Below are 19,294 nucleotides of genomic sequence, written 5' to 3'. Positions count from 1 at the left end.
ACATCGCCCGAACCAAGGCATCTTCTGCTGTCGGGTTGTCAGAAGACACTAAAAAACAGACTGTGCTGACTGCTTTTTAGTGTGCTCTATGGATCAGCGCTCCACAAGCGCCAAAGGCTGGAGGCCCTTTTTCGGAGCCTCCAGCCCTTGAGGGGACTGAATTACTTCAGTTCAGCCTTGGCACCGGCTTCCACCAGCTTCTTCACAGCGGCTTCAGCGTCAGCCTTGGCAACGCCTTCCTTGACGTTCTTGGGAGCGCCGTCGACCAGGTCCTTGGCTTCCTTCAGACCCAGGCCGGTGATTTCACGCACGGCCTTGATGACGGAAACCTTGTTCGCGCCGGCTTCGGTCAGCACAACGTTGAACTCGGTCTTTTCTTCTGCAGCAGCAGCGCCGCCAGCAGCGCCGCCAGCAGCGGGAGCAGCCATAGCGGCAGCGCTCACGCCAAACTTCTCTTCAATGGCCTTCACCAGGTCATTGAGTTCCAGGACCGTCATGCCGTCGAGCGCGGTCAGAAATGCGTCTTTATCGAATGCCATTTTGATTTCCTAACAATATTGGTTAACTGCCGCGCGCTCAGGCTGCGACTGCTTCGGCTGCCGGTTCTTCGGCAGAGCCTTCGCTCTTCTTTGCCGCCAGGGCGCCCAGCACAACGGCCGTACGCGAGATAGGCGACATCAGCAAGCCACACAGTTGTGCCAGCAGAACTTCCTTCGAGGGGATGTTCGCCAGTTGCTTCACACCGTTCACGTCCAGGGCCTTGCCTGCAAACGCACCACCGCGGATCACCAGCTTGTCGTTGGTTTTCGCGAAGTCGGCCACCACCTTGGCGGCGGCCACTGCGTCTTCAGAGAAGCCATAGATCAGAGGGCCGGTCATCTGGTCGGCGACAACGTCAAACTGGCTGCCAGCCACAGCACGGCGGGCCAGCGTGTTCTTCAACACGCTCAGGCTCACACCCTTGCTGCGAGCATCAGAACGCAGTTTGGTCATGTCGGCGACCGTGATGCCGCGGTATTCCGCGATCACAAGCGTTTGAGCTTTTGCGGCGAGGCTGGTCACTTCATTGATGACCGCTTCTTTCTCACTGCGATTAAGACTCAAGGTCTACTCCTTCAAATGCGCACTCGGGGCAAGCCCCTCATGCGCGCTCTTGTTGCAGCGACCAACTGTTTTGGAAATGCATCCATCTGCAGCGGGATCGCCATCTGCGTTGGCCCCGGGGGTTTAAGTGCCGCAAGGCACACCAACGGTCTTGGATGACCCGGCGCATCGCTGCACCGGCCCACCACTGAGGCACCCCGAAAGGTGTCTCAAGATTTCTTGGCTATCAGGCCGAGATGGTTTGCGTGTCGACGCGAACGCCCACACCCATGGTCGACGAAACAGCGACCTTGCGCAGGTACAGGCCCTTGCTCGAAGCGGGCTTGGACTTGTTCAGGGCGTCGATCAGCGCAGCCAGGTTGCCTTGCAGCTTCTCGTTGTCGAACGAGCGGCGGCCGATGGTGGCGTGGATGATGCCGGCCTTGTCGACGCGGTATTGCACCTGACCAGCCTTGGCGTTCTTCACAGCCGTGGCCACATCGGGAGTCACCGTGCCAACCTTGGGGTTGGGCATCAGGCCGCGCGGGCCCAGGATCTGGCCCAGCGTACCGACGACGCGCATGGCGTCAGGGGCAGCGATGACCACGTCGAAGGGCATGTCGCCAGCCTTCACGCGGGCAGCCAGGTCGTCCATGCCGACCACGTCGGCGCCGGCAGCCTTGGCTTCTTCAGCCTTGGCGCCTTGGGCGAACACAGCCACGCGGGCAATCTTGCCGGTGCCATGGGGCAGCACGACAGCGCCGCGAACCACTTGGTCAGACTTCTTGGCGTCCACGCCCAGTTGCACGGCCACGTCGATGGATTCATCGAACTTGGCGGTGGCAGCATCCTTCACCAGCGCGACTGCGTCAGCGAAAGCGTACAGCTTGGTGGACTCCACCTTGCCCTGGAGAGCCTTTTGCTTCTTGGTCAACTTGGCCATTTACACGCCCTCCACAATCACGCCCATCGAGCGAGCCGAACCAGCCAGCGTACGCACGGCGGCGTCCACGTCAGCAGCGTTCATGTCTTTCAGCTTGGTGTTGGCGATCTCTTCCAGCTGAGCGCGGGTGATCTTGCCGACCTTGTTCTTCAGGGGGTTGGAAGAACCCTTGTCCAGCTTGATGGCCTTCTTGATCAGCACAGTCGCCGGAGGCGTCTTGATGATGAAGGTGAAGCTCTTGTCCGCGAAGGCCGTGATGACCACGGGCAGCGGCAGTCCGGGCTCGACACCTTGGGTCTGGGCGTTGAACGCCTTGCAGAATTCCATGATGTTGAGGCCGCGCTGACCCAGCGCAGGACCGATCGGGGGAGAGGGATTGGCCTTACCAGCTGGCACTTGCAGCTTGATGAAGCCGACGATTTTCTTCGCCATTGAATGCTCCTTGCGGGTATAGCGCCGCCGGCCCAACCAACAACAGTTGCAGCCGACAGCTCCCCGGGGGTTAAAAGACTCTTGTGAGAACGCCCTGCACCAAGCCTAAAAATGCAGAGCCAGAGATTGTAAGCGGTAACTCAGGTTTTTTCAACCTGGGCAAATTCAAGCTCGACCGGCGTGGAGCGACCGAAGATCATCACGGAGACGCGCAGACGGCTCTTCTCGTAGTTGACCTCTTCGACAGAGCCGTTGAAGTCCGTGAACGGACCTTCCTTGACACGCACCAGCTCGCCGGGCATGAACTCGACCTTGTGGCGCGGCTTTTCCGTGCCTTCCTGCATCTGGCTGACGATCTTGCGCACTTCCTCTTCGGAAATGGGTGCAGGACGGTTCTTGGCACCGCCCACGAAACCCGTCACCTTGCTGGTGTGCTTGACCAAGTGCCAGGTGTCGTCGTCCATGACCATCTCGACGAACACGTAGCCAGGGAACAGACGGCGTTCGGTAGTGCGGCGCTGGCCATTCTTCATTTCCACCACTTCTTCAGTGGGGACAAGAATGCGACCGAACTTGGACTGCATGTCAGAGCGCGCGATGCGCTCGATGATGTTGCGCTCAACCGCCTTTTCCATGCCGGAGTAGGCATGGACGATGTACCAGCGCAGATCCGGATTGGCAGGCGCTGCCCCTCCGTCGTTCACACCCGTTTCGACAGCATCCATTACTTCCTCCAGCCCAAAATCAGGTCGTACAAGACCCACTCAAGCGTCTTGTCCGTGAACCACAGGAACAAGGCCATGATGACGACAAAGCCGAAGACGTACAAGGTCATCTGCATGGTTTCCTTGCGCGTCGGCCAGACGACCTTCTTGACTTCGCGCCAGGCATCCTGGGCAAAGCTCACGAAACGCTTTCCGGGCTCGGAAACAAGGAACGTGCCAGCAGCTGCAGCCAGGCCGACCAGCAGCACCAGCCACTGGACGATGGGGCCTTGCTTGCTCAGCAGATAGAAACCTGCGATCGCAGCAACGACTAAAGCCGCGACTGCGGCAAGCTTGGCTTTGTCAGCTCCGGAGCTGACCGTTTCAACCTGAGTAGTGGCCATAATCCATTTCTAATGCGCATCTTTTGCGCAACGCCAAGACACCGAAGCCCGCTTTGGGGCGGGCTCGTTGCGATTCCACCATCAGGTGGCAGGGGCAGTAGGAATCGAACCTACAACCTTCGGTTTTGGAGACCGACGCTCTGCCAATTGAGCTATACCCCTACAAATCAATTAGGCAATGATCTTGGCAACCACGCCAGCGCCCACGGTACGGCCGCCTTCGCGGATAGCGAAGCGCAGGCCTTCTTCCATGGCGATGGGGGCGATCAGCTTGACGGTGATCGACACGTTATCGCCAGGCATCACCATTTCCTTGTCGGCGGGCAGCTCGATGGAGCCGGTCACGTCGGTCGTACGGAAATAGAACTGGGGACGGTAGTTGTTGAAGAACGGAGTGTGGCGACCACCTTCGTCCTTGGACAGCACGTACACCTCAGCCGTGAAGTGGGTGTGGGGCTTGATGGAGCCGGGCTTGCACAGCACTTGGCCGCGTTCCACGTCTTCACGCTTGGTGCCGCGCAGCAGCAGACCCACGTTGTCGCCAGCTTGACCTTGGTCCAGCAGCTTGCGGAACATTTCCACGCCGGTGACGATGGTCTTCTGGGTGTCGCGGATACCGACGATTTCGATTTCTTCGCCGACCTTGATGATGCCGCGCTCGATACGGCCAGTCACCACGGTGCCACGGCCAGAGATCGAGAACACGTCTTCCACGGGCATTGCGAAGGCACCGTCCACAGCGCGCTCGGGCGTGGGGATGTAGGAGTCCAGTGCTTCAGCCAGGCGCAGGATGGCAGGTTCGCCCTTGTCGGACTGGTCGCCTTCCAGGGCCAGCTTGGCCGAGCCGCGGATGATGGGGGTGTCGTCGCCGGGGAAGTCGTACTTGGCAAGCAGCTCGCGCACTTCCATTTCGACCAGTTCCAGCAGCTCTTCGTCGTCCACCATGTCGCACTTGTTCAGGAACACGATGATGTAGGGCACGCCCACCTGACGGGCCAGCAGGATGTGCTCGCGGGTCTGGGGCATGGGGCCGTCAGCGGCCGAGCACACCAGGATGGCGCCGTCCATTTGAGCAGCGCCGGTGATCATGTTCTTGACGTAGTCGGCGTGGCCGGGGCAGTCAACGTGAGCGTAGTGGCGACCGGCCGTTTCGTACTCGACGTGGGCGGTGTTGATCGTGATGCCGCGAGCCTTTTCTTCAGGTGCTGCGTCGATCTGGTCGTAAGCCTTGGCTTCGCCGCCGAACTTCTTGGACAGAACGGTAGCGATAGCAGCCGTCAGGGTCGTCTTGCCGTGGTCCACGTGACCGATGGTGCCAACGTTGACGTGCGGCTTGGTACGCTCGAATTTTGCTTTAGCCATTTTTCCGACTCCGAAAAAAATCTAAATCACTACAACAGGATTTGGCGCAACCCCATCTAGCGAGCGCACCAGAGATAATGGTGCCCATGGGCAGGATCGAACTGCCGACCTCTCCCTTACCAAGGGAGTGCTCTACCACTGAGCCACATGGGCCTTGAGGCTGCCGAAGCAATCTCAAAAAACTTTGCTCGCCAACTGGAGCGGGAGACGGGAATCGAACCCGCGTCATTAGCTTGGAAGGCTAGGGTTCTACCATTGAACTACTCCCGCACAGATTGACTGCACGTCGCCATCTTTTCAGATGACTTCTCTTCTTCACCATTACTGGTGGAGGGGACTGGATTCGAACCAGTGTAGGCGTAAGCCAACAGATTTACAGTCTGCCCCCTTTAGCCACTCGGGCACCCCTCCGAAGAGATTTGAATTCTAGCACCGTTTTTTTTCGTCAGAAAAATTTCAGTGCATTTTTTTCTCAGGCCACCTGGGCGATCCAAGAAAAATTGTGGTGCGGCTGGCGGGGATCGAACCCACGACCCTTGGCTTCGGAGGCCAATACTCTATCCACTGAGCTACAGCCGCTCAGGGCATCGCTGCCCTGCACAAGCCGAGCATTGTCGCATGACTTTGCCCCGGCACGTCCAAGCCCCCCAGGACCCGGCGCTATTGCGCCTGCGGCACCGTGAAGCCCAACCCCCGCAGGCAGACATCCACCGCCTGCGCGCCCACCTGCTTGAGATCGAAGGCCCTTCCCAGCAGCCAGCTCTGCAACAGGCCATCGAACATGGCGCACAGCGCGATCGAGGCCTGGGGAGCCGGCATGGACATGGTCACCGCGTGGCTTTCGGCAGCCGCGCGCAGCGCCAGCTCCAGTTGCGCGGAAAAAGAGTCCAGTGCGGCACGGTTGCGCTCCTGCACGGGCATGAGCTCGCCCACGTATTCCACCTTGAGCAGCAGGATCTCGAAGACGCGCCGCGTGCTGTCGTCATCGGCGATGCGCCCGAAGACCACCGCCATCAGGCGCCGCACATATTCCAGTGCATCGCACTCCGAATCGTCCTCGCAGTCACCCTGGGCCGCCTGCTCCAGCGGGAGCGTGACGCGGTCCAGCATGGCGTAGAAGAGATCCAGCTTGTCCTTGAAATGCCAGTAGACCGCACCGCGCGTGGCGCCGGCTCGCTGGGCAATCTCGTTGAGCGAGGCCCGGGCGACACCCTGTTCGTAGAACACTTGCTCCGCAGCGTCCAGCAGACTGTTGCGCGTTGCAAACGCATCTTCTTTCGTTCGTCGTGCCAAGATGTATTTCCTTCCATCGTTGAGCCCGGCCATGCCACGCTACGCCATGCTTCGCGCCGCCTTGCAGCAACAGCGGTCATTATACATTCATGTATGTATGTATAATCCGCGACTTGCCCGTGGACACGGGCGTTCCGGATAGCGCTGACCGGAACGTCAACATCGTTATTTGATTCAGCACAAGGACCCATCATGCCCAGCACACGCAGCAATGTGTCAGCCGCTCCGTCCCCTTACAGCAGTCTGCGCCTCACCACCGTGGCCCTGGCCGTCACTGCCGCAATGGCCATGGCGGCCTGCGGGAAAAAGCCCGAAGAACAAGCTGCCGCGCAGCAGCAGATGCCCGCCGTGCCGGTGGGCGTGGTGGTCGCCACCCCGCCGACGTGGGCCTTGTGACCGAACTCCCTGGCCGCGTGGATGCGCGCCGCGTGGCCCAGATCCGCGCCCGCAGCGCCGGCATCGTGCAGGAACGACTGTTCCGGGAAGGCAGCGATGTGAAGGCCGGCCAGGTGCTGTACCGCATCGATCCCGCACCCTACCAGGCCACGCTGCAAAGCGCCAAGGCCACGCAGGCCCGCGCCGAAGCCAACCAGGCGCAGGCACTGGCGCAGCTGGAACGCTACCGCCCACTGGTTGCCGCCAACGCCATCAGCAAGCAGGATTTCGTCAACGCCGAGGCAGCCTACAAGCAGGCCCAGGCCGATGTGGCGGCCGGCAAGGCGTCGGTGCGCACGGCCGAGATCAATCTGGGCTACACCAACGTCACGGCTCCCATCTCCGGCCGCATCGGCCAGTCGCTGGTGACCGAAGGTGCGCTGGTCGGCCAGGGCGAGGCGACTCCGCTGGCCGTGGTCCAGCAGATCAATCCTGTCTATGTGAACTTCACCCAGTCGTCCAGCGAGGCCTTCCGGCTGCGCCGCGCGATGGAGCAGGGCAAGCTCAAGAAGGCCGATGGCGCCGAGGCTGCCAGCGTCGAGGTGCGCCTGGACGACGGCACGGCCTATGAACTCAAGGGCAAGCTGCTGTTCACCGACCTGACCGTGGACAGCTCCACCGGCCAGGTCACGCTGCGTGCCGAGGTGCCCAATCCCAAGGGATTGCTGCTGCCCGGCATGTATGTGCGTGTGCGCATGGAGCAGGCCCAGGCGTCCAACGCCATTGCCGTGCCCCAGCAGGCGGTGACGCGCACCGAGACCGGCGACACCGTGAGCGTGGTCAGCGACGACGGCAAGATCACCAAGCGGCAGGTGAAGGTGACCACGGCCCAGAACAACCAGTGGCTGGTCAGCGAAGGCCTGCAGGCGGGTGAGAAGGTCATGGTCGACGGCTTCCAGAAGCTGCAGATGCTGCCGCCCGGCACGCCGGTCAAGCCCGTGCCCTGGCAGCCCGAGGCTGCAGGTGCCCAGAAGCCGGCCGGCGCGGCAGCGCCAGCCCCGCAAGCCGCAGCCGATGCCAAGCCTGCGGACCAGGCAGACAAGAAGTAATCAAGGGGCTCAGCAATGGCCAAGTTCTTTATTGACAGACCGATCTTTGCATGGGTCGTCGCGCTATTCATCATCGTCCTCGGTGGTATCGCGCTGACCAAGCTTCCGATCGCTCAATACCCCAAGGTGGCTCCTCCGGCCATCGTCATCAACACCGCCTATCCAGGCGCGTCCGCGAAGGTGCTCGAAGACAGCGTGCTGTCCGTGATCGAGCGCGAGATGAACGGCTCGCCCGGTCTGGTCTACATGGAGTCGGTGGCCCAGGCCGATGGCACGGGCAGCATCACCATCAGCTTCGAGGCCGGCACCAACGTGGATCTGGCGCAGGTGGACGTGCAAAACCGCCTGTCGCGCGCCACGCCGCGCCTGCCTGCGTCCGTGACGCAGCAGGGCGTGCGCGTGGACAAGGCGTCGTCCAACTTCCTGCTGTTCATCATGCTGTCGTCCGAGGACGCCAAGGCCTATGACACGGTGGCCCTGGGTGACTATGCCTCGCGCAACATCGTTCCCGAAATCCAGCGGGTGGCCGGCGTGGGCCAGGCACAGCTGTTCGGCACGGAAAAGGCGATGCGCATCTGGTTCGATCCCGCCAAGCTGCAGGGCTACAAGCTCTCGGCCGAGGACGTGACGGCCGCCATCCGCAGCCAGAACGCCCAGGTGGCCAGCGGCGCCATTGGCGACCTGCCCAACATCACGGGCCAGAAGATCGCCGCCACGGTGACGGTGATGGGCCAGCTGTCTTCGATCAGCCAGTTCGAGAACATCGTGCTGCGCGCCAATCCCGATGGCTCCACCGTGCGCCTCAAGGACGTGGCCACCATCGAGATCGGCGGCCAGGCCTACGCGACCTCCGCCCGCCTGAACGGCAAGGATGCCGTGGGTATCGGCGTCCAGCTGACGCCCAGCGGCAATGCGCTGGCCACGGCCAAGGCCGTGCATGCGCGCATGGAAGAGCTGCAGAAGTTCTTCCCCAAGGGCGTGAAGTACTCCATCCCCTACGACAGCTCCAAGTTCGTGAGCATCTCCATCGAGAAGGTCGCCCACACGCTGCTGGAAGCCATCGTGCTGGTGTTCCTGGTGATGTACCTGTTCCTGCAGAACTGGCGCTACACGCTGATCCCGACCATCGTGGTGCCCATTGCACTGCTGGGCACCTTCGCGGTCATGCAGGCCGTGGGCTTCTCGATCAACGTGCTGGCCATGTTCGGCATGGTGCTGGTCATCGGCATCGTGGTGGATGACGCCATCGTGGTGGTGGAGAACGTCGAGCGCATCATGAGCGAGGAAGGCCTGCCGCCGCGCGAAGCCGCGATCAAGGCCATGGGCCAGATCTCGGGCGCCATCGTGGGCATTACGCTGGTGCTGATCGCGGTGTTCATACCGTTGGCCTTCTTCGCGGGGTCCACCGGCAATATCTACCGGCAGTTCTCCATCGTGATGGTGGCCTCCATCAGCTTCTCGGCCTTCATGGCGCTGACGCTGACACCGGCCCTGTGCGCAACGCTGCTCAAGCCCGTGGAAGCCGGTCACCACCACGAGAAGAAAGGCTTCTTCGGCTGGTTCAACCGCACGTTCGCACGCTCGGCCAAGTCCTATGAAGGCTGGGTGGCCCGACTGCTCAAGCGCTCGGTGCTGATGATCGGCGTGTACCTGGCCGTGATCGCGGGCGCCGTGGTGGTGTTCCGTGGCCTGCCGACCTCGTTCCTGCCGACCGAGGACCAGGGCTACTTCATCGTCAACGTGCAACTGCCCCCTGGCGCCGCCAAGGAGCGCACGCTGGAGGTGATGAAGCAGGTGGAAGAAGCCGTGCTGCCGCAGCCCGAAGTGGCCAACATGGTCAGCGTGCTGGGCTTCAGCTTCTCCGGCCAGGGCCAGAATGCCGCCCTCGCCTTCGTGCCGCTCAAGGACTGGTCCGAGCGCAAGGGAGCGAACTCCACGGTGGACGCCATGACGGGCCGCATCATGGGCATGACGTCGGGCATCCGCGATGCCTTCGTGTTCGCCGTGAACCCGCCGCCCATTCCCGAACTGGGCAACGCCGTGGGCTTCTCGTTCCGCCTGCAGGACCGTGCCGGCCACGGACACGATGCGCTGATCAATGCCCGCAACATGATGCTGGGCATGGCCGGGCAGAGCAAGGTGCTGGCCGGCGTGCGTCCCGATGGTCTGGAGGACGCGCCCCAGCTGCGCATCGAGATCGACCGCGACAAGGCCAACGCCCTGGGCGTGGACTTCACCTCGATCAATGCCGCGCTGTCCACGGCGCTGGGCTCGTCCTACGTCAATGACTTCCCCAACCAGGGTCGTCTGCAACGCGTGATCGTGCAGGCCGATGCTCCGGCCCGCATGCAGCCCGACGATCTGCTGCGCCTGAACGCGCGCAATGCCAAGGGCGATCCGGTGCCGCTGTCCACGTTCGCGACCACCAAGTGGGTCAAGGGCGCCCAGCAGACGGTGCGCTACAACGGCTACCCTGCCGTGCGCATCGAAGGCTCGGCCGCACCGGGCTTCAGCTCGGGCGATGCCATGGACGAGATGGAAAAGCTGGCTGCCAAGCTGCCCGAAGGCTTCGGCTTCGAGTGGACCGGCCAGTCGCGTGAGGAAAAGCTGGCGGGTTCGCAAGCCATCTTCCTGTACGCCTTCGCCATCCTGGCCGTGTTCCTGTGTCTGGCTGCTCTGTATGAGAGCTGGTCCATCCCGCTGTCGGTGATTCTGGTCGTGCCGCTGGGTCTGCTGGGCGTGGTGCTTGCCACCTTGCTGCGCAACTACTCCAACGACGTGTACTTCCAGATCGGACTGGTGACGGTGATCGGCCTGTCGGCGAAGAACGCGATCTTGATCGTGGAGTTCGCCAAGGACCTGCAGGCCGAAGGCAAGGGACTGATCGAGGCTGCGCTGGAAGCCGCCCACCTGCGGTTCCGCCCCATCATCATGACCTCGCTGGCCTTCGGCCTGGGCGTTGTGCCTCTGGTGATCGCCACGGGCGCGAGCTCGGCCAGCCAGCGTGCCATCGGCACCGGCGTGCTCGGCGGCATGATCACCGGCACTGTGCTGGCCGTGCTGTTCGTGCCCACCTTCTTCGTCGTGGTGCGCAAGCTGTTCAAGGGCAAGATCAAATCGCACAACCCGCCGTCCACACCGGCCGGCAAGGAGGCCTTGAGCCATGATTAATCGCAGTACCCCGGTGGCCATCGCCACCGCCGTGCTCCTGGCGGGATGCTCGCTCATCCCCACCTACGAGCGCCCTGCCGCTCCGGTCGCGGCGCAGTACACCCGCGCGAACGCCACCGCTGCGGCGGAAGGCGGCACGGCTGCAGCGCAGCTGCCCTGGCAGGATTTCTTCCAGGACGCACGCCTGCAGCAGCTGGTTCGCACCGCGCTGGACAACAACCGTGACCTGCGCGTGGCCGCGCTCAACATCGAGCGTGCCCAGGCCCAGTACCGGATCACGCGCGCCGACCAGTTCCCGACGGTGGGTGCCGGCGTCAACGCCAGCCGCGCTCCAAACACCACGGGCTCCGGCACCAAGTACGTCAACAGCTACCAGGTCGGCCTGGCCGTCACCTCGTGGGAGCTGGACTTCTTCGGCCGCATCGGCAGCCTGAAGGAAGCGGCCCTGGCACAGTACCTGGCGACCGAGGAAGCTCGCCGCGCCGCGCAGACCAGCCTGGTGGCCGCTGTGGCCAGCGGCTGGTACACGCTGCTGGCCGACGAGCAACTGCTGAAGATCTCGCGCGACACGCTGCAGACCCGTGAAGAGTCGATCAAGCTGACCAAGCTGCGTTTCGACACGGGCGTGGCGTCCGAGCTGGACTACCGCCAGGCCGTCTCGCTGACCGAGGCTGCGCGCGCCACGCTGGCGCAGCAGCAGCGCCAGCGCGCCCTGGACGAGAACGCCCTGGTGCTCTTGCTGGGCCAGTCCCTGCCAGCGGACGTGCTCGCCAGCCTGGGTTCCAGCCAGGGACTGCGCGACACGGCCGACCTGCCCGCCGTGCCGGCCGGCCTGCCGTCGGACCTGCTGACGCAGCGGCCCGACATTCGCCAGGCCGAGCAGCAGTTGATCAGCACCAACGCCAACATCGGTGCCGCGCGTGCCGCCTTCTTCCCGCGCATCACGCTGACGGGGCAGTTCGGCACGGCCAGCAACGAGCTGTCGGGCCTGTTCAAGAGCGGCAGCTGGGGCTTCACCCTCGCGCCATCCGCCCTCCTGCCCATCTTCGATGCGGGTCGCAATTCGGCCAATCTGGCTGCGGCCAAGGTCGAGCGCGAAGTGGCCATCGCCCAGTACGAGAAGTCCATCCAGAGCGCCTTCCGCGAGGTCTCCGACGCACTGGACAGCCAGGGCACGCTGCGTGACCAGATCATGGCCCAGCGCGCCCAGCTCGAAGCCGAGCAGGCACGCCTGAAGCTGTCCGACCTGCGCTACAGCAACGGCGTGGCCAGCTACCTGGACCTGCTGGATGCACAGCGCACCCTGTTCGCGCTGGAGCAGTCCACCGTGAGCGTGCGTCTGGCGCAGTTGCTCAACCAGATCGAGCTGTACAAGGCGCTTGGCGGCGGCTGGACCGACAGGACAGCGACAGCAGCGGCAGCCACGCCGGCCCCCGCGCCCGCGCAGTAAGACCCAAGGCAGGCATCTGCCGCGCCAACCGCACAGAGGTGTTCTCCGCAAGGTGAACACCTCTTTTTCATGGCGCGCGGAAAGCATTTGCCATTTGCTTGATCCATCTCATGGCATATGTGCGCCCCAGGTCAACCCGGGTCTGCGCGCAGTGTCTGCAAGAGGCCCGTCGATATAATTTGTTGTTGACTCACGCCCCCACAACACAAGAGGACTTCATGAGCGCAACCCACACCGAAGAAGCCCATACGGGCCCGATCAAGAACCCCAAGCAGCTGCTGATGGCGGTGTTTTTCTCGTTCGTGGTTCCGGTGTTCGTGATCATCGGCCTCGTGCAATACGTGAGCTCGGCCGACAAGGCCGGCGCCGGCGCTTCCCAGACCGAAATGGCCAAGGCCCAGCGGCTGCAGAAAATCGGCCTCGTGGAAATCCGGGATGCCAATCGCCCGCTGCGCTCGGGTGAAGAAGTCTTCAAGGGCCAATGCGCGGCCTGCCATGCCACAGGTGCCGCAGGTGCTCCCAAGTTCGCGGATGCCGCGGCCTGGGGCCCGCGCCTGGCACAAGGTCTGGAAGGTCTGGTGCACTCGGCCCTCAAGGGCAAGGGAGCGATGGCGCCTCAAGGCGGCGGCGATTTCAACGACACCGAAATTGCCCGTGGCGTGGTCTACATGGCCAATGCCGCAGGTGGCAAGTTTGAAGAGCCCAAGGCCCCGGCCGCAGAAGGCGCTGCAGCAGAAGGTGCAGCGGCACCCGCCAACTGAGCAAGGCCCAGGATGTCTGGCACCAACCGGCTTCGGCCGGTTTTTTCATGCCCGGGCCGGACTGCACACAAAACCGTAGCGTTGCGGCAACGTCTGTGCCGGCACCTCTTCACAGGCAGGCAGCATGCCGGCGTCCAGCGCGGCAGCGGCATCGACCATGTCCTGCGTATGGACCAGGCCCAGGCCGGAGGGCATGGCCAGATACAGGCGCCCTGTCTCATCCATCAAAACCTCCTTGATGTCTGCGGCCTGCAGCTCTGCCCCTGTGTGGCTGTGCACCTGCAGGCGCTCGCCATCCCAGCGCAGCCGCCATATCCAGGGTGTGCTTTCCAGTTCCACATACACGCGCTGGGGACCATTCTGGAAAAACCATCGACCATCAGGCTCAGCAAGATAGTTGCGGGCGATGAAGTCCGCCAGCTTTTCGTTGCGCACCTCCGCGCCCTTGGCTCCCGGGATGCCGCTGTCGAAAGCGCCGCAGGCCTGGGCCTCTTCGTCGCGCAGATACCAGCGCCCGCGCTCGTCCAGCCCCAGCCAGCCGCTGCAGGCGGGCACATGGGGCCATTTGGCCATGGCCTGCTTCACGATATCGTCCATTGCATTCATCCTTGTTCGCTGTCTGCCAGCCACTGCGTGACGGCCTGCGGCATGCCCAGTACATGCCCTGGCCAATGTCCCTGTGCAAAACCCACATGACCGCCATGCGGCGGTTGCCACAGCGTAACCCGTGGGCCGACCTCGCCTGGCCCTGGCAGGCTGCATGCAGGGACAAAGGGATCGTCCAGCGCATTGAGCAGCAGCGCAGGCACGGCAATGCTGCCCAGCACAGGCTTGGCTGCCGCCCGGCGCCAATAGTCGTGCGCATCGAGAAAGCCATGCACGGGTGCCGTGAACGCGTCATCGAACTCCTTCAGATCGCGCGCGCGCACCGCGGCATCGCGGTCGAAGAGCCCGGGAAATTGCGCCCATTTGACCCGCGCCTTGGGCACCAGCGTGCGCAGGAACATGCGTGTGTAGATCCAGCGGTTCAGACCCTGCCCCAGCGCCATGCCGCCAGCCGCCAGATCCAGCGGCGCACTCACCGCCGCCAGGGCCTGGACCACCTCGGCGGCCTTGTCTGCCTGCAGACCGGCCCAGCGCGCAAGCGCATTGCCGCCCAGGGAAACACCCACCACATGGAGCGGGCGGGAAGACCGTGCGCGCAGGCGGCGCAGTATCCAGTCCACCTCCTGCACATCGCCCGAGTGATAGGCGCGCGGGCCCCGGTTGACCTCGCCGCTGCAGCCGCGAAAGTGCGGCACGGCCATGTGCCAGCCACGCTGCGCGGCCACCCAGGCCATGGCCTGGGCATAGTGGCTGTTCGCCGAGCCTTCAAGGCCATGGAAAAGCACCAGCCATGGCGCATCAGCAGGCAGGGTGGGAGCACCGCCGAAGGCGACATCGATGAAGTCCCCATCCGGGGTATCCCAGCGCTCCCAGCGCCAGGCGGGCGCCGCCTGGCCCACCGGCCAGCGGCGCGCGAACAGTGCCGGCCAGATGGTCTGGGCGTGGCCCCCGGGCAACCAGCGCGCCGCCGTGAATTCGTGCATAAAAGCCCTGTTAGCAGTCCTTGCCACACCGCTGCGCAATGGCCTTTGCCCTACAGGGCAGCAGGCCGGGCGCGCAGCACAATCGCCAGCATTGCGCATGCATCGTGCGCGATACTGTTTCCCATTGTCGCTTTCAGGTTGCCATCTTATGAAACGTCTACTCGCCACGCTTGCCACCGTCCTGGCATTGACCGGCTGCGGCTACAACGACTTCCAGCGTCTTGACGAACAGACCAAGTCGGCCTGGAGCGAGGTGCTCAACCAGTACCAGCGCCGTGCCGACCTGGTGCCCAACATCGTGGCCTCGGTCAAGGGCGAGGCCAATTTCGAGCAGGAAACCCTGACCAAGGTGGTGGAGGCACGCGCGAAGGCCACCTCCATCCAGGCCACGCCCGAGCTGGTCAACAACCCCGAGGCCTTCAACAAGTTCCAGCAGGCGCAGGGCGAGCTGTCCAGTGCCCTGTCGCGGCTGATGGTGGTGGCCGAGCGCTATCCCCAGCTGCAGGCCAACCAGGGCTTCCGCGACCTGCGCGTGACGCTGGAGGGCACGGAGAACCGCATCACCGTGGCGCGCAACCAGTACATCCAGGCCGTGCAGTCCTACAACGTGCTGGCGCGCAGCTTTCCGACCAATCTGACGGCCAAGGTTTTCAGCTACGAACCCAAGCCCAGCTTCAGCGTGCAGAACGAGGCCGAAATCTCCCGTCCGCCCACGGTGGACTTCGGCAACAAGTAAGCCGTGACCATGTCCCTGGTGCCACTGTGGCGCATGCTTTGCGCCCTTGCCCTGACCATGCTGCTGCTGCCCGGGAGCACGCTGGCGCAGGCGCCGCAGCCCGTGCCGGCCCTCTCGGCGCGGCTCATCGACCAGACGGGTACGCTGTCGGCCGATGAGGCACGCGCCATTGAAGACAGGCTGCGTGGCATCGAACAGAAGTCGGGCTCGCAGGTCGTCGTGCTGATGGTGGCCACCACCGCGCCCGAGGACATTGCCGCCTATGCCTGGCGCGTGGCCAGTGACTGGAAGATCGGCCGCCGCGACGTGGGCGACGGCCTGTTGGTGGTGATTGCCAAGAACGACAGGCGCATGCGCATGGAAGTGGCCCGCGCGCTGGAAGGCGCGATCCCCGACCTGGCGGCCGCGCGCATCATCGACCAGCAGATGGCACCACGCTTTCGCCAGGGGGACTATGCGGGCGGCATCACCGCTGCGCTGGACCAGGTGGCAGCGCGCATTGCGGGCGAGCAATTGCCGGCGCCCTCCTCCAGCCCCCAGTCTTCCAAAAGCCCGGACAGGGGCTTCGACATGGAAGACCTGATGCTGTTCTTCTTCTTCGGCGTGGCCGTGGTCGGTCCCATCCTGCGCTCGGTGCTGGGCCGGCCGCTGGCCTCCGTGCTGGCGGGGGCAGGCGCCGGCATTGCCGCCTATGTGGTGACGGCCAGTCTGCTCGTCGCCGCAGGAGCGGGAGTCGTCGCGCTGCTGTTCACTCTGCTGGGAAGCGGCCGCTCCGGCAGGGGCGGCGGCGGTGGATGGGGCGGTGGCGGCGGCTTTGGCGGCGGCGGTGGCCGCAGCGGTGGCGGGGGCTTCAGCTCTGGCAGAGGCGGCAGTTTCGGGGGCGGCGGCGCCTCGGGGAGTTGGTGAAATGGCGGCTGCAATCACAGGCTTTGTACAGCGTCTGCTCCGGCTGCTGCGCCACCATTGGGCCGAAGGGCAGTTGCGCCGTGCACTCCCGCCTGAAAGCCTGGCGGAGCTGGAGCGCCTGATCACCATGAGCGAGCAGCGCCATACAGGCCAGATTCGCATCTGCGTCGAACCCGGACTGCCGCCCAGCTATCTGTGGCGCGATGCCACGCCGCGCGAGCGCGCCATCACGCTGTTCGGCAAGCTGCGCGTCTGGGATACCGAACACAACAACGGTGCCCTGATCTATCTGCTGCTGGCCGACCACGCCATCGAAATCGTCGCCGACCGCGCCCTGGCGCGCACCCTGCCGGCGGAACAATGGCAAACGCTGATCAGCGACATGGGTGCCGCCTTTCAGGGCGGCCATTACGCCATGGGCATGACAGCAGCCCTGGAGCGCGTGAGCCTGCTGCTTGAAACCAACTTTCCGCGTGACCCGCTCCAGCCTGTGCACGATGGCAGCGACAATCTTCCCGATGCTGTCGTGATACAGCACCACTGAAAGGCAGGCAGGCTGCGCAGGCCGGGCCGAGCCACCCCCTTCATCAAGCTATCGCGGGCACGGAGGCTGTGATAGCGTCACGCCATTTCATCAAGGAGCATCCACACCATGAAGAACATCCTGGCCCGCCTGGGCCTGCTGGCCGCCGTGCTGACCCTGAGCGCCTGCGCAAGCCCCATCCTCGACGACTCGCAGGAATATGACTATGTGCTCAGCTGCAAGCTGCGCGAAGACGACCCCAAGCGCTGCGAGCAACAGATCCGCGCCCTGTGCCCCGTGCCCGCCAAGGCCGTGACGCACAAGTCGCGCACGGTGGACCCCAAGGACAATGCCGTGACCTACGTGTACCAGGCCCGCTGCGGCGACTGAGACGCCTGCGCACCATGAAAAAAGCCGCCCGAGGGCGGCTTTCTTGCGACTGGTCCCGGGAGGGCTCAGCGCTTTTGGCGGAACTTGCGCAGGGCCGCGATCTGAGCTGCCATGACGGCCAGCTCGGACTGGGCACGCGCCAGATCGACTTCGCTCTTGGCGTTCTTCAGTGCTTCCTCGGCTTCGAGCTTGGCCTTCTCGGCCTTCTCGGCGTCCAGGTCGGCACCGCGGATGGCGGTGTCGGACAGCACGGTCACACAGTTGGGCTGCACTTCCAGGATGCCGCCGGCCACGAAGACGAACTCTTCGCTGCCGTCCGCCATCTCGATACGCACCGAGCCGGGCTTGATGCGCGTGATCAGCGGAGTGTGGCGGGGAAAAATGCCCAGTTCGCCGGATTCACCGGGCAGGGCGACAAAGCGCGCTTCACCGGAGAAGATGGACTCTTCGGCACTGACCACATCAACGTGGATGGTGTTCATCTTTGCTCCTCAGAAAAGGTGGGACTGGAACTTGGAACCGGCAGGGCCCAGATCGGGGACACCGAGCAAGGGCCACCCCGCAGCGAGGGTGTCGTCCCCCTCCCCCGCGAAGCGGGTAGAGAGGGGGAAGCGACGCAGTCGCTCAGGGGGTGCCGCAGGCTCAAGCCGCCAGTTTCTTGGCCTTCTCGAAGGCTTCGTCGATGGTGCCAACCATGTAGAAGGCCTGCTCGGGCAGGTGATCGCACTCGCCAGCGCAGATCATCTTGAAACCACGGATGGTTTCAGCCAGCGACACGTACTTGCCGGGAGCGCCAGTGAACACTTCGGCCACGTGGAAAGGCTGCGACAGGAAACGCTGGATCTTGCGGGCACGGGCCACGGTCAGCTTGTCTTCGGGAGCCAGCTCGTCCATGCCCAGAATGGCGATGATGTCGCGCAGTTCCTTGTAGCGCTGCAGCGTGCCCTGCACTTCGCGGGCCACCTTGTAGTGCTCTTCACCCACGACTTGGGGGTCCAGCTGGCGGCTGGTGGAGTCCAGCGGATCGACGGCGGGGTAGATACCCAGCGAAGCGATGTCACGCGACAGCACCACGGTCGAGTCCAAGTGGGCGAACGTCGTGGCAGGCGAGGGGTCGGTCAAGTCATCGGCAGGCACGTAAACGGCCTGGATGGAAGTGATCGAACCGACCTTGGTCGAGGTGATGCGCTCTTGCAGGCGGCCCATTTCCTCGGCCAGCGTGGGCTGGTAGCCCACGGCGGAAGGCATGCGACCCAGCAGAGCGGACACTTCGGTACCGGCCAGCGTGTAGCGGTAGATGTTGTCCACGAAGAACAGCACGTCCTTGCCTTCGTCACGGAAGGCTTCGGCCATGGTCAGGCCGGTCAGCGCCACGCGCAGACGGTTGCCCGGGGGTTCGTTCATCTGGCCGTAGACCATGGCCACCTTGGAGTCGTTCAGCGACTCCTGGTTGACCACGCCGGCGTCCGACATTTCGTGATAGAAGTCATTGCCTTCGCGGGTACGCTCACCCACACCGGCGAACACCGACAGACCACCGTGGCCCTTGGCGATGTTGTTGATGAGTTCCATCATGTTCACGGTCTTGCCCACACCGGCGCCACCGAACAGACCCACCTTGCCGCCCTTGGCGAAGGGCGAGATCAGGTCGATCACCTTGATGCCGGTTTCCAGCAGTTCCTGCGAAGGCGACAGCTCGTCATAAGCCGGTGCCTTGCGGTGGATGGGAGCCGTCAGCGCCTGATCCACGGGACCGCGTTCGTCGATGGGGTTGCCCAGCACGTCCATGATGCGACCCAGCGTCGCCTTGCCCACGGGCACGGTGATGGGGTTGCCGGTGTTGGACACCATCAGGCCGCGACGCAGACCGTCGGACGAACCCAGGGCGATGGTACGCACAACGCCGTCACCCAGCAGTTGCTGCACTTCCAGCGTCAGGGCCGAGCCGTCGAGCTTCAGGGCATCGAACACCTTGGGCATTGCGTTGCGGGGGAACTCGACGTCCACCACAGCGCCAATACATTGAACAATCTTGCCTTGCACTTGAGCCATTTTTTGCTCCA

The 19,294-nt window shown here is 63.7% G+C and carries 18 protein-coding genes, 5 tRNA genes and 2 pseudogenes; 8 read left to right on the top strand and 17 right to left on the bottom strand.

Annotation, left to right across the window (positions count from 1 at the left end; translation table 11 throughout):
- Nucleotides 1-161: 161 nt before the first annotated feature.
- The 13 genes from rplL to CLV01_RS02565 form a co-directional block, all read right to left on the bottom strand.
- Entirely contained in the window at nucleotides 162-539 is a 378-nt protein-coding gene (gene rplL, locus CLV01_RS02625; RefSeq protein WP_012202441.1) for a 50S ribosomal protein L7/L12, read from the bottom strand.
- A gap of 37 nt (nucleotides 540-576) precedes the next feature.
- A complete protein-coding gene (gene rplJ, locus CLV01_RS02620; RefSeq protein WP_012202440.1) occupies nucleotides 577-1,104 on the bottom strand; it encodes a 50S ribosomal protein L10 in 528 nt (175 codons plus the stop codon).
- Between the two features lie 226 nt (nucleotides 1,105-1,330).
- Nucleotides 1,331-2,026, bottom strand: a complete 696-nt coding sequence (rplA, locus tag CLV01_RS02615) for a 50S ribosomal protein L1 (RefSeq protein ID WP_013800271.1) — start codon at nucleotides 2,024-2,026, stop codon at nucleotides 1,331-1,333.
- Nucleotides 2,027-2,458 (bottom strand): 50S ribosomal protein L11, encoded by a 432-nt coding sequence (gene rplK / locus CLV01_RS02610; RefSeq protein WP_012202438.1) that lies wholly within the window; start codon nucleotides 2,456-2,458, stop codon nucleotides 2,027-2,029.
- Nucleotides 2,459-2,598: 140 nt separating this feature from the next.
- On the bottom strand, nucleotides 2,599-3,183 hold the full coding sequence (nusG, locus tag CLV01_RS02605; RefSeq protein WP_012202437.1) for a transcription termination/antitermination protein NusG: 585 nt from the start codon (nucleotides 3,181-3,183) through the stop codon (nucleotides 2,599-2,601).
- Nucleotides 3,183-3,566: a preprotein translocase subunit SecE gene (gene secE, locus CLV01_RS02600; RefSeq protein ID WP_012202436.1), complete on the bottom strand. Its 384-nt coding sequence runs from the start codon at nucleotides 3,564-3,566 to the stop codon at nucleotides 3,183-3,185. The genes nusG and secE overlap by 1 nt, the downstream gene beginning before the upstream one ends.
- A gap of 86 nt (nucleotides 3,567-3,652) precedes the next feature.
- Nucleotides 3,653-3,728: transfer RNA gene (locus CLV01_RS02595), tRNA-Trp, on the bottom strand.
- 9 nt (nucleotides 3,729-3,737) lie between these two features.
- Nucleotides 3,738-4,928, bottom strand: coding sequence for an elongation factor Tu (tuf, locus tag CLV01_RS02590; protein ID WP_013800270.1), 1,191 nt, complete (start codon nucleotides 4,926-4,928; stop codon nucleotides 3,738-3,740).
- Nucleotides 4,929-5,006: 78 nt separating this feature from the next.
- A tRNA-Thr gene (locus tag CLV01_RS02585) sits at nucleotides 5,007-5,081 on the bottom strand.
- A 43-nt stretch (nucleotides 5,082-5,124) separates the two neighbouring features.
- Nucleotides 5,125-5,198 (bottom strand) — tRNA-Gly (locus CLV01_RS02580).
- A 55-nt stretch (nucleotides 5,199-5,253) separates the two neighbouring features.
- Nucleotides 5,254-5,339 (bottom strand) — tRNA-Tyr (locus tag CLV01_RS02575).
- Nucleotides 5,340-5,431: 92 nt separating this feature from the next.
- Nucleotides 5,432-5,507: transfer RNA gene (locus CLV01_RS02570), tRNA-Arg, on the bottom strand.
- An 81-nt stretch (nucleotides 5,508-5,588) separates the two neighbouring features.
- Complete coding sequence (locus CLV01_RS02565; RefSeq protein ID WP_169807227.1) at nucleotides 5,589-6,221, bottom strand: TetR family transcriptional regulator; 633 nt, start codon at nucleotides 6,219-6,221, stop codon at nucleotides 5,589-5,591.
- Nucleotides 6,222-6,413: 192 nt separating this feature from the next.
- On the opposite strand from CLV01_RS02565, the pseudogene CLV01_RS02560 reads away from it, so the two are divergent.
- The 4 genes and pseudogenes from CLV01_RS02560 to CLV01_RS02545 all read left to right on the top strand — a co-directional run.
- Nucleotides 6,414-7,705: pseudogene (locus CLV01_RS02560) on the top strand (efflux RND transporter periplasmic adaptor subunit).
- A 15-nt stretch (nucleotides 7,706-7,720) separates the two neighbouring features.
- On the top strand, nucleotides 7,721-10,876 hold the full coding sequence (locus CLV01_RS02555) for an efflux RND transporter permease subunit (protein ID WP_099732453.1): 3,156 nt from the start codon (nucleotides 7,721-7,723) through the stop codon (nucleotides 10,874-10,876).
- Entirely contained in the window at nucleotides 10,869-12,326 is a 1,458-nt protein-coding gene (locus tag CLV01_RS02550) for an efflux transporter outer membrane subunit (RefSeq protein WP_099732454.1), read from the top strand. The genes CLV01_RS02555 and CLV01_RS02550 overlap by 8 nt, the downstream gene beginning before the upstream one ends.
- Nucleotides 12,327-12,544: 218 nt before the next feature.
- A pseudogene (locus tag CLV01_RS02545) lies at nucleotides 12,545-13,075 on the top strand (c-type cytochrome); the annotation flags it as partial.
- 57 nt (nucleotides 13,076-13,132) lie between these two features.
- Here the strand turns inward: CLV01_RS02545 and CLV01_RS02540 are convergent.
- The gene (locus tag CLV01_RS02540; protein WP_099732455.1) at nucleotides 13,133-13,684 is read right to left on the bottom strand and encodes a DUF2946 family protein; all 552 of its coding nucleotides are present in this window, start codon (nucleotides 13,682-13,684) and stop codon (nucleotides 13,133-13,135) included.
- Between the two features lie 5 nt (nucleotides 13,685-13,689).
- On the bottom strand, nucleotides 13,690-14,676 hold the full coding sequence (locus CLV01_RS02535) for a YheT family hydrolase (protein ID WP_099732456.1): 987 nt from the start codon (nucleotides 14,674-14,676) through the stop codon (nucleotides 13,690-13,692).
- 148 nt (nucleotides 14,677-14,824) lie between these two features.
- On the opposite strand from CLV01_RS02535, the gene CLV01_RS02530 reads away from it, so the two are divergent.
- The 4 genes from CLV01_RS02530 to CLV01_RS02515 all read left to right on the top strand — a co-directional run bounded on the left by CLV01_RS02530 (nucleotide 14,825) and on the right by CLV01_RS02515 (nucleotide 17,231).
- Nucleotides 14,825-15,412 carry a LemA family protein gene (locus tag CLV01_RS02530; protein WP_012202362.1) on the top strand — a complete coding sequence of 196 codons (588 nt, stop codon included), beginning with the start codon at nucleotides 14,825-14,827 and terminating at the stop codon, nucleotides 15,410-15,412.
- Between the two features lie 33 nt (nucleotides 15,413-15,445).
- The gene (locus CLV01_RS02525; RefSeq protein WP_063328054.1) at nucleotides 15,446-16,318 is read left to right on the top strand and encodes a TPM domain-containing protein; all 873 of its coding nucleotides are present in this window, start codon (nucleotides 15,446-15,448) and stop codon (nucleotides 16,316-16,318) included.
- Between the two features lies 1 nt (nucleotide 16,319).
- Complete coding sequence (locus CLV01_RS02520) at nucleotides 16,320-16,862, top strand: TPM domain-containing protein (RefSeq protein WP_012202360.1); 543 nt, start codon at nucleotides 16,320-16,322, stop codon at nucleotides 16,860-16,862.
- 108 nt (nucleotides 16,863-16,970) lie between these two features.
- Nucleotides 16,971-17,231 (top strand): hypothetical protein, encoded by a 261-nt coding sequence (locus CLV01_RS02515; RefSeq protein WP_099732457.1) that lies wholly within the window; start codon nucleotides 16,971-16,973, stop codon nucleotides 17,229-17,231.
- 65 nt (nucleotides 17,232-17,296) lie between these two features.
- On the opposite strand, the gene CLV01_RS02510 is transcribed toward CLV01_RS02515, so the two are convergent.
- Nucleotides 17,297-17,713, bottom strand: a complete 417-nt coding sequence (locus CLV01_RS02510; protein WP_012202358.1) for a F0F1 ATP synthase subunit epsilon — start codon at nucleotides 17,711-17,713, stop codon at nucleotides 17,297-17,299.
- Nucleotides 17,714-17,873: 160 nt separating this feature from the next.
- Entirely contained in the window at nucleotides 17,874-19,283 is a 1,410-nt protein-coding gene (gene atpD / locus CLV01_RS02505; RefSeq protein ID WP_012202357.1) for a F0F1 ATP synthase subunit beta, read from the bottom strand.
- Between the last annotated feature and the right edge of the window lie 11 nt (nucleotides 19,284-19,294).

Origin of the sequence: Delftia sp. 60 (assembly GCF_002754395.1) — a bacterium.
Classification (GTDB): domain Bacteria; phylum Pseudomonadota; class Gammaproteobacteria; order Burkholderiales; family Burkholderiaceae_C; genus Comamonas; species Comamonas acidovorans.
The sequence above is the reverse complement of the archived record's forward strand: the minus strand, read 5'-3'. Positions and strand labels throughout refer to the sequence as shown.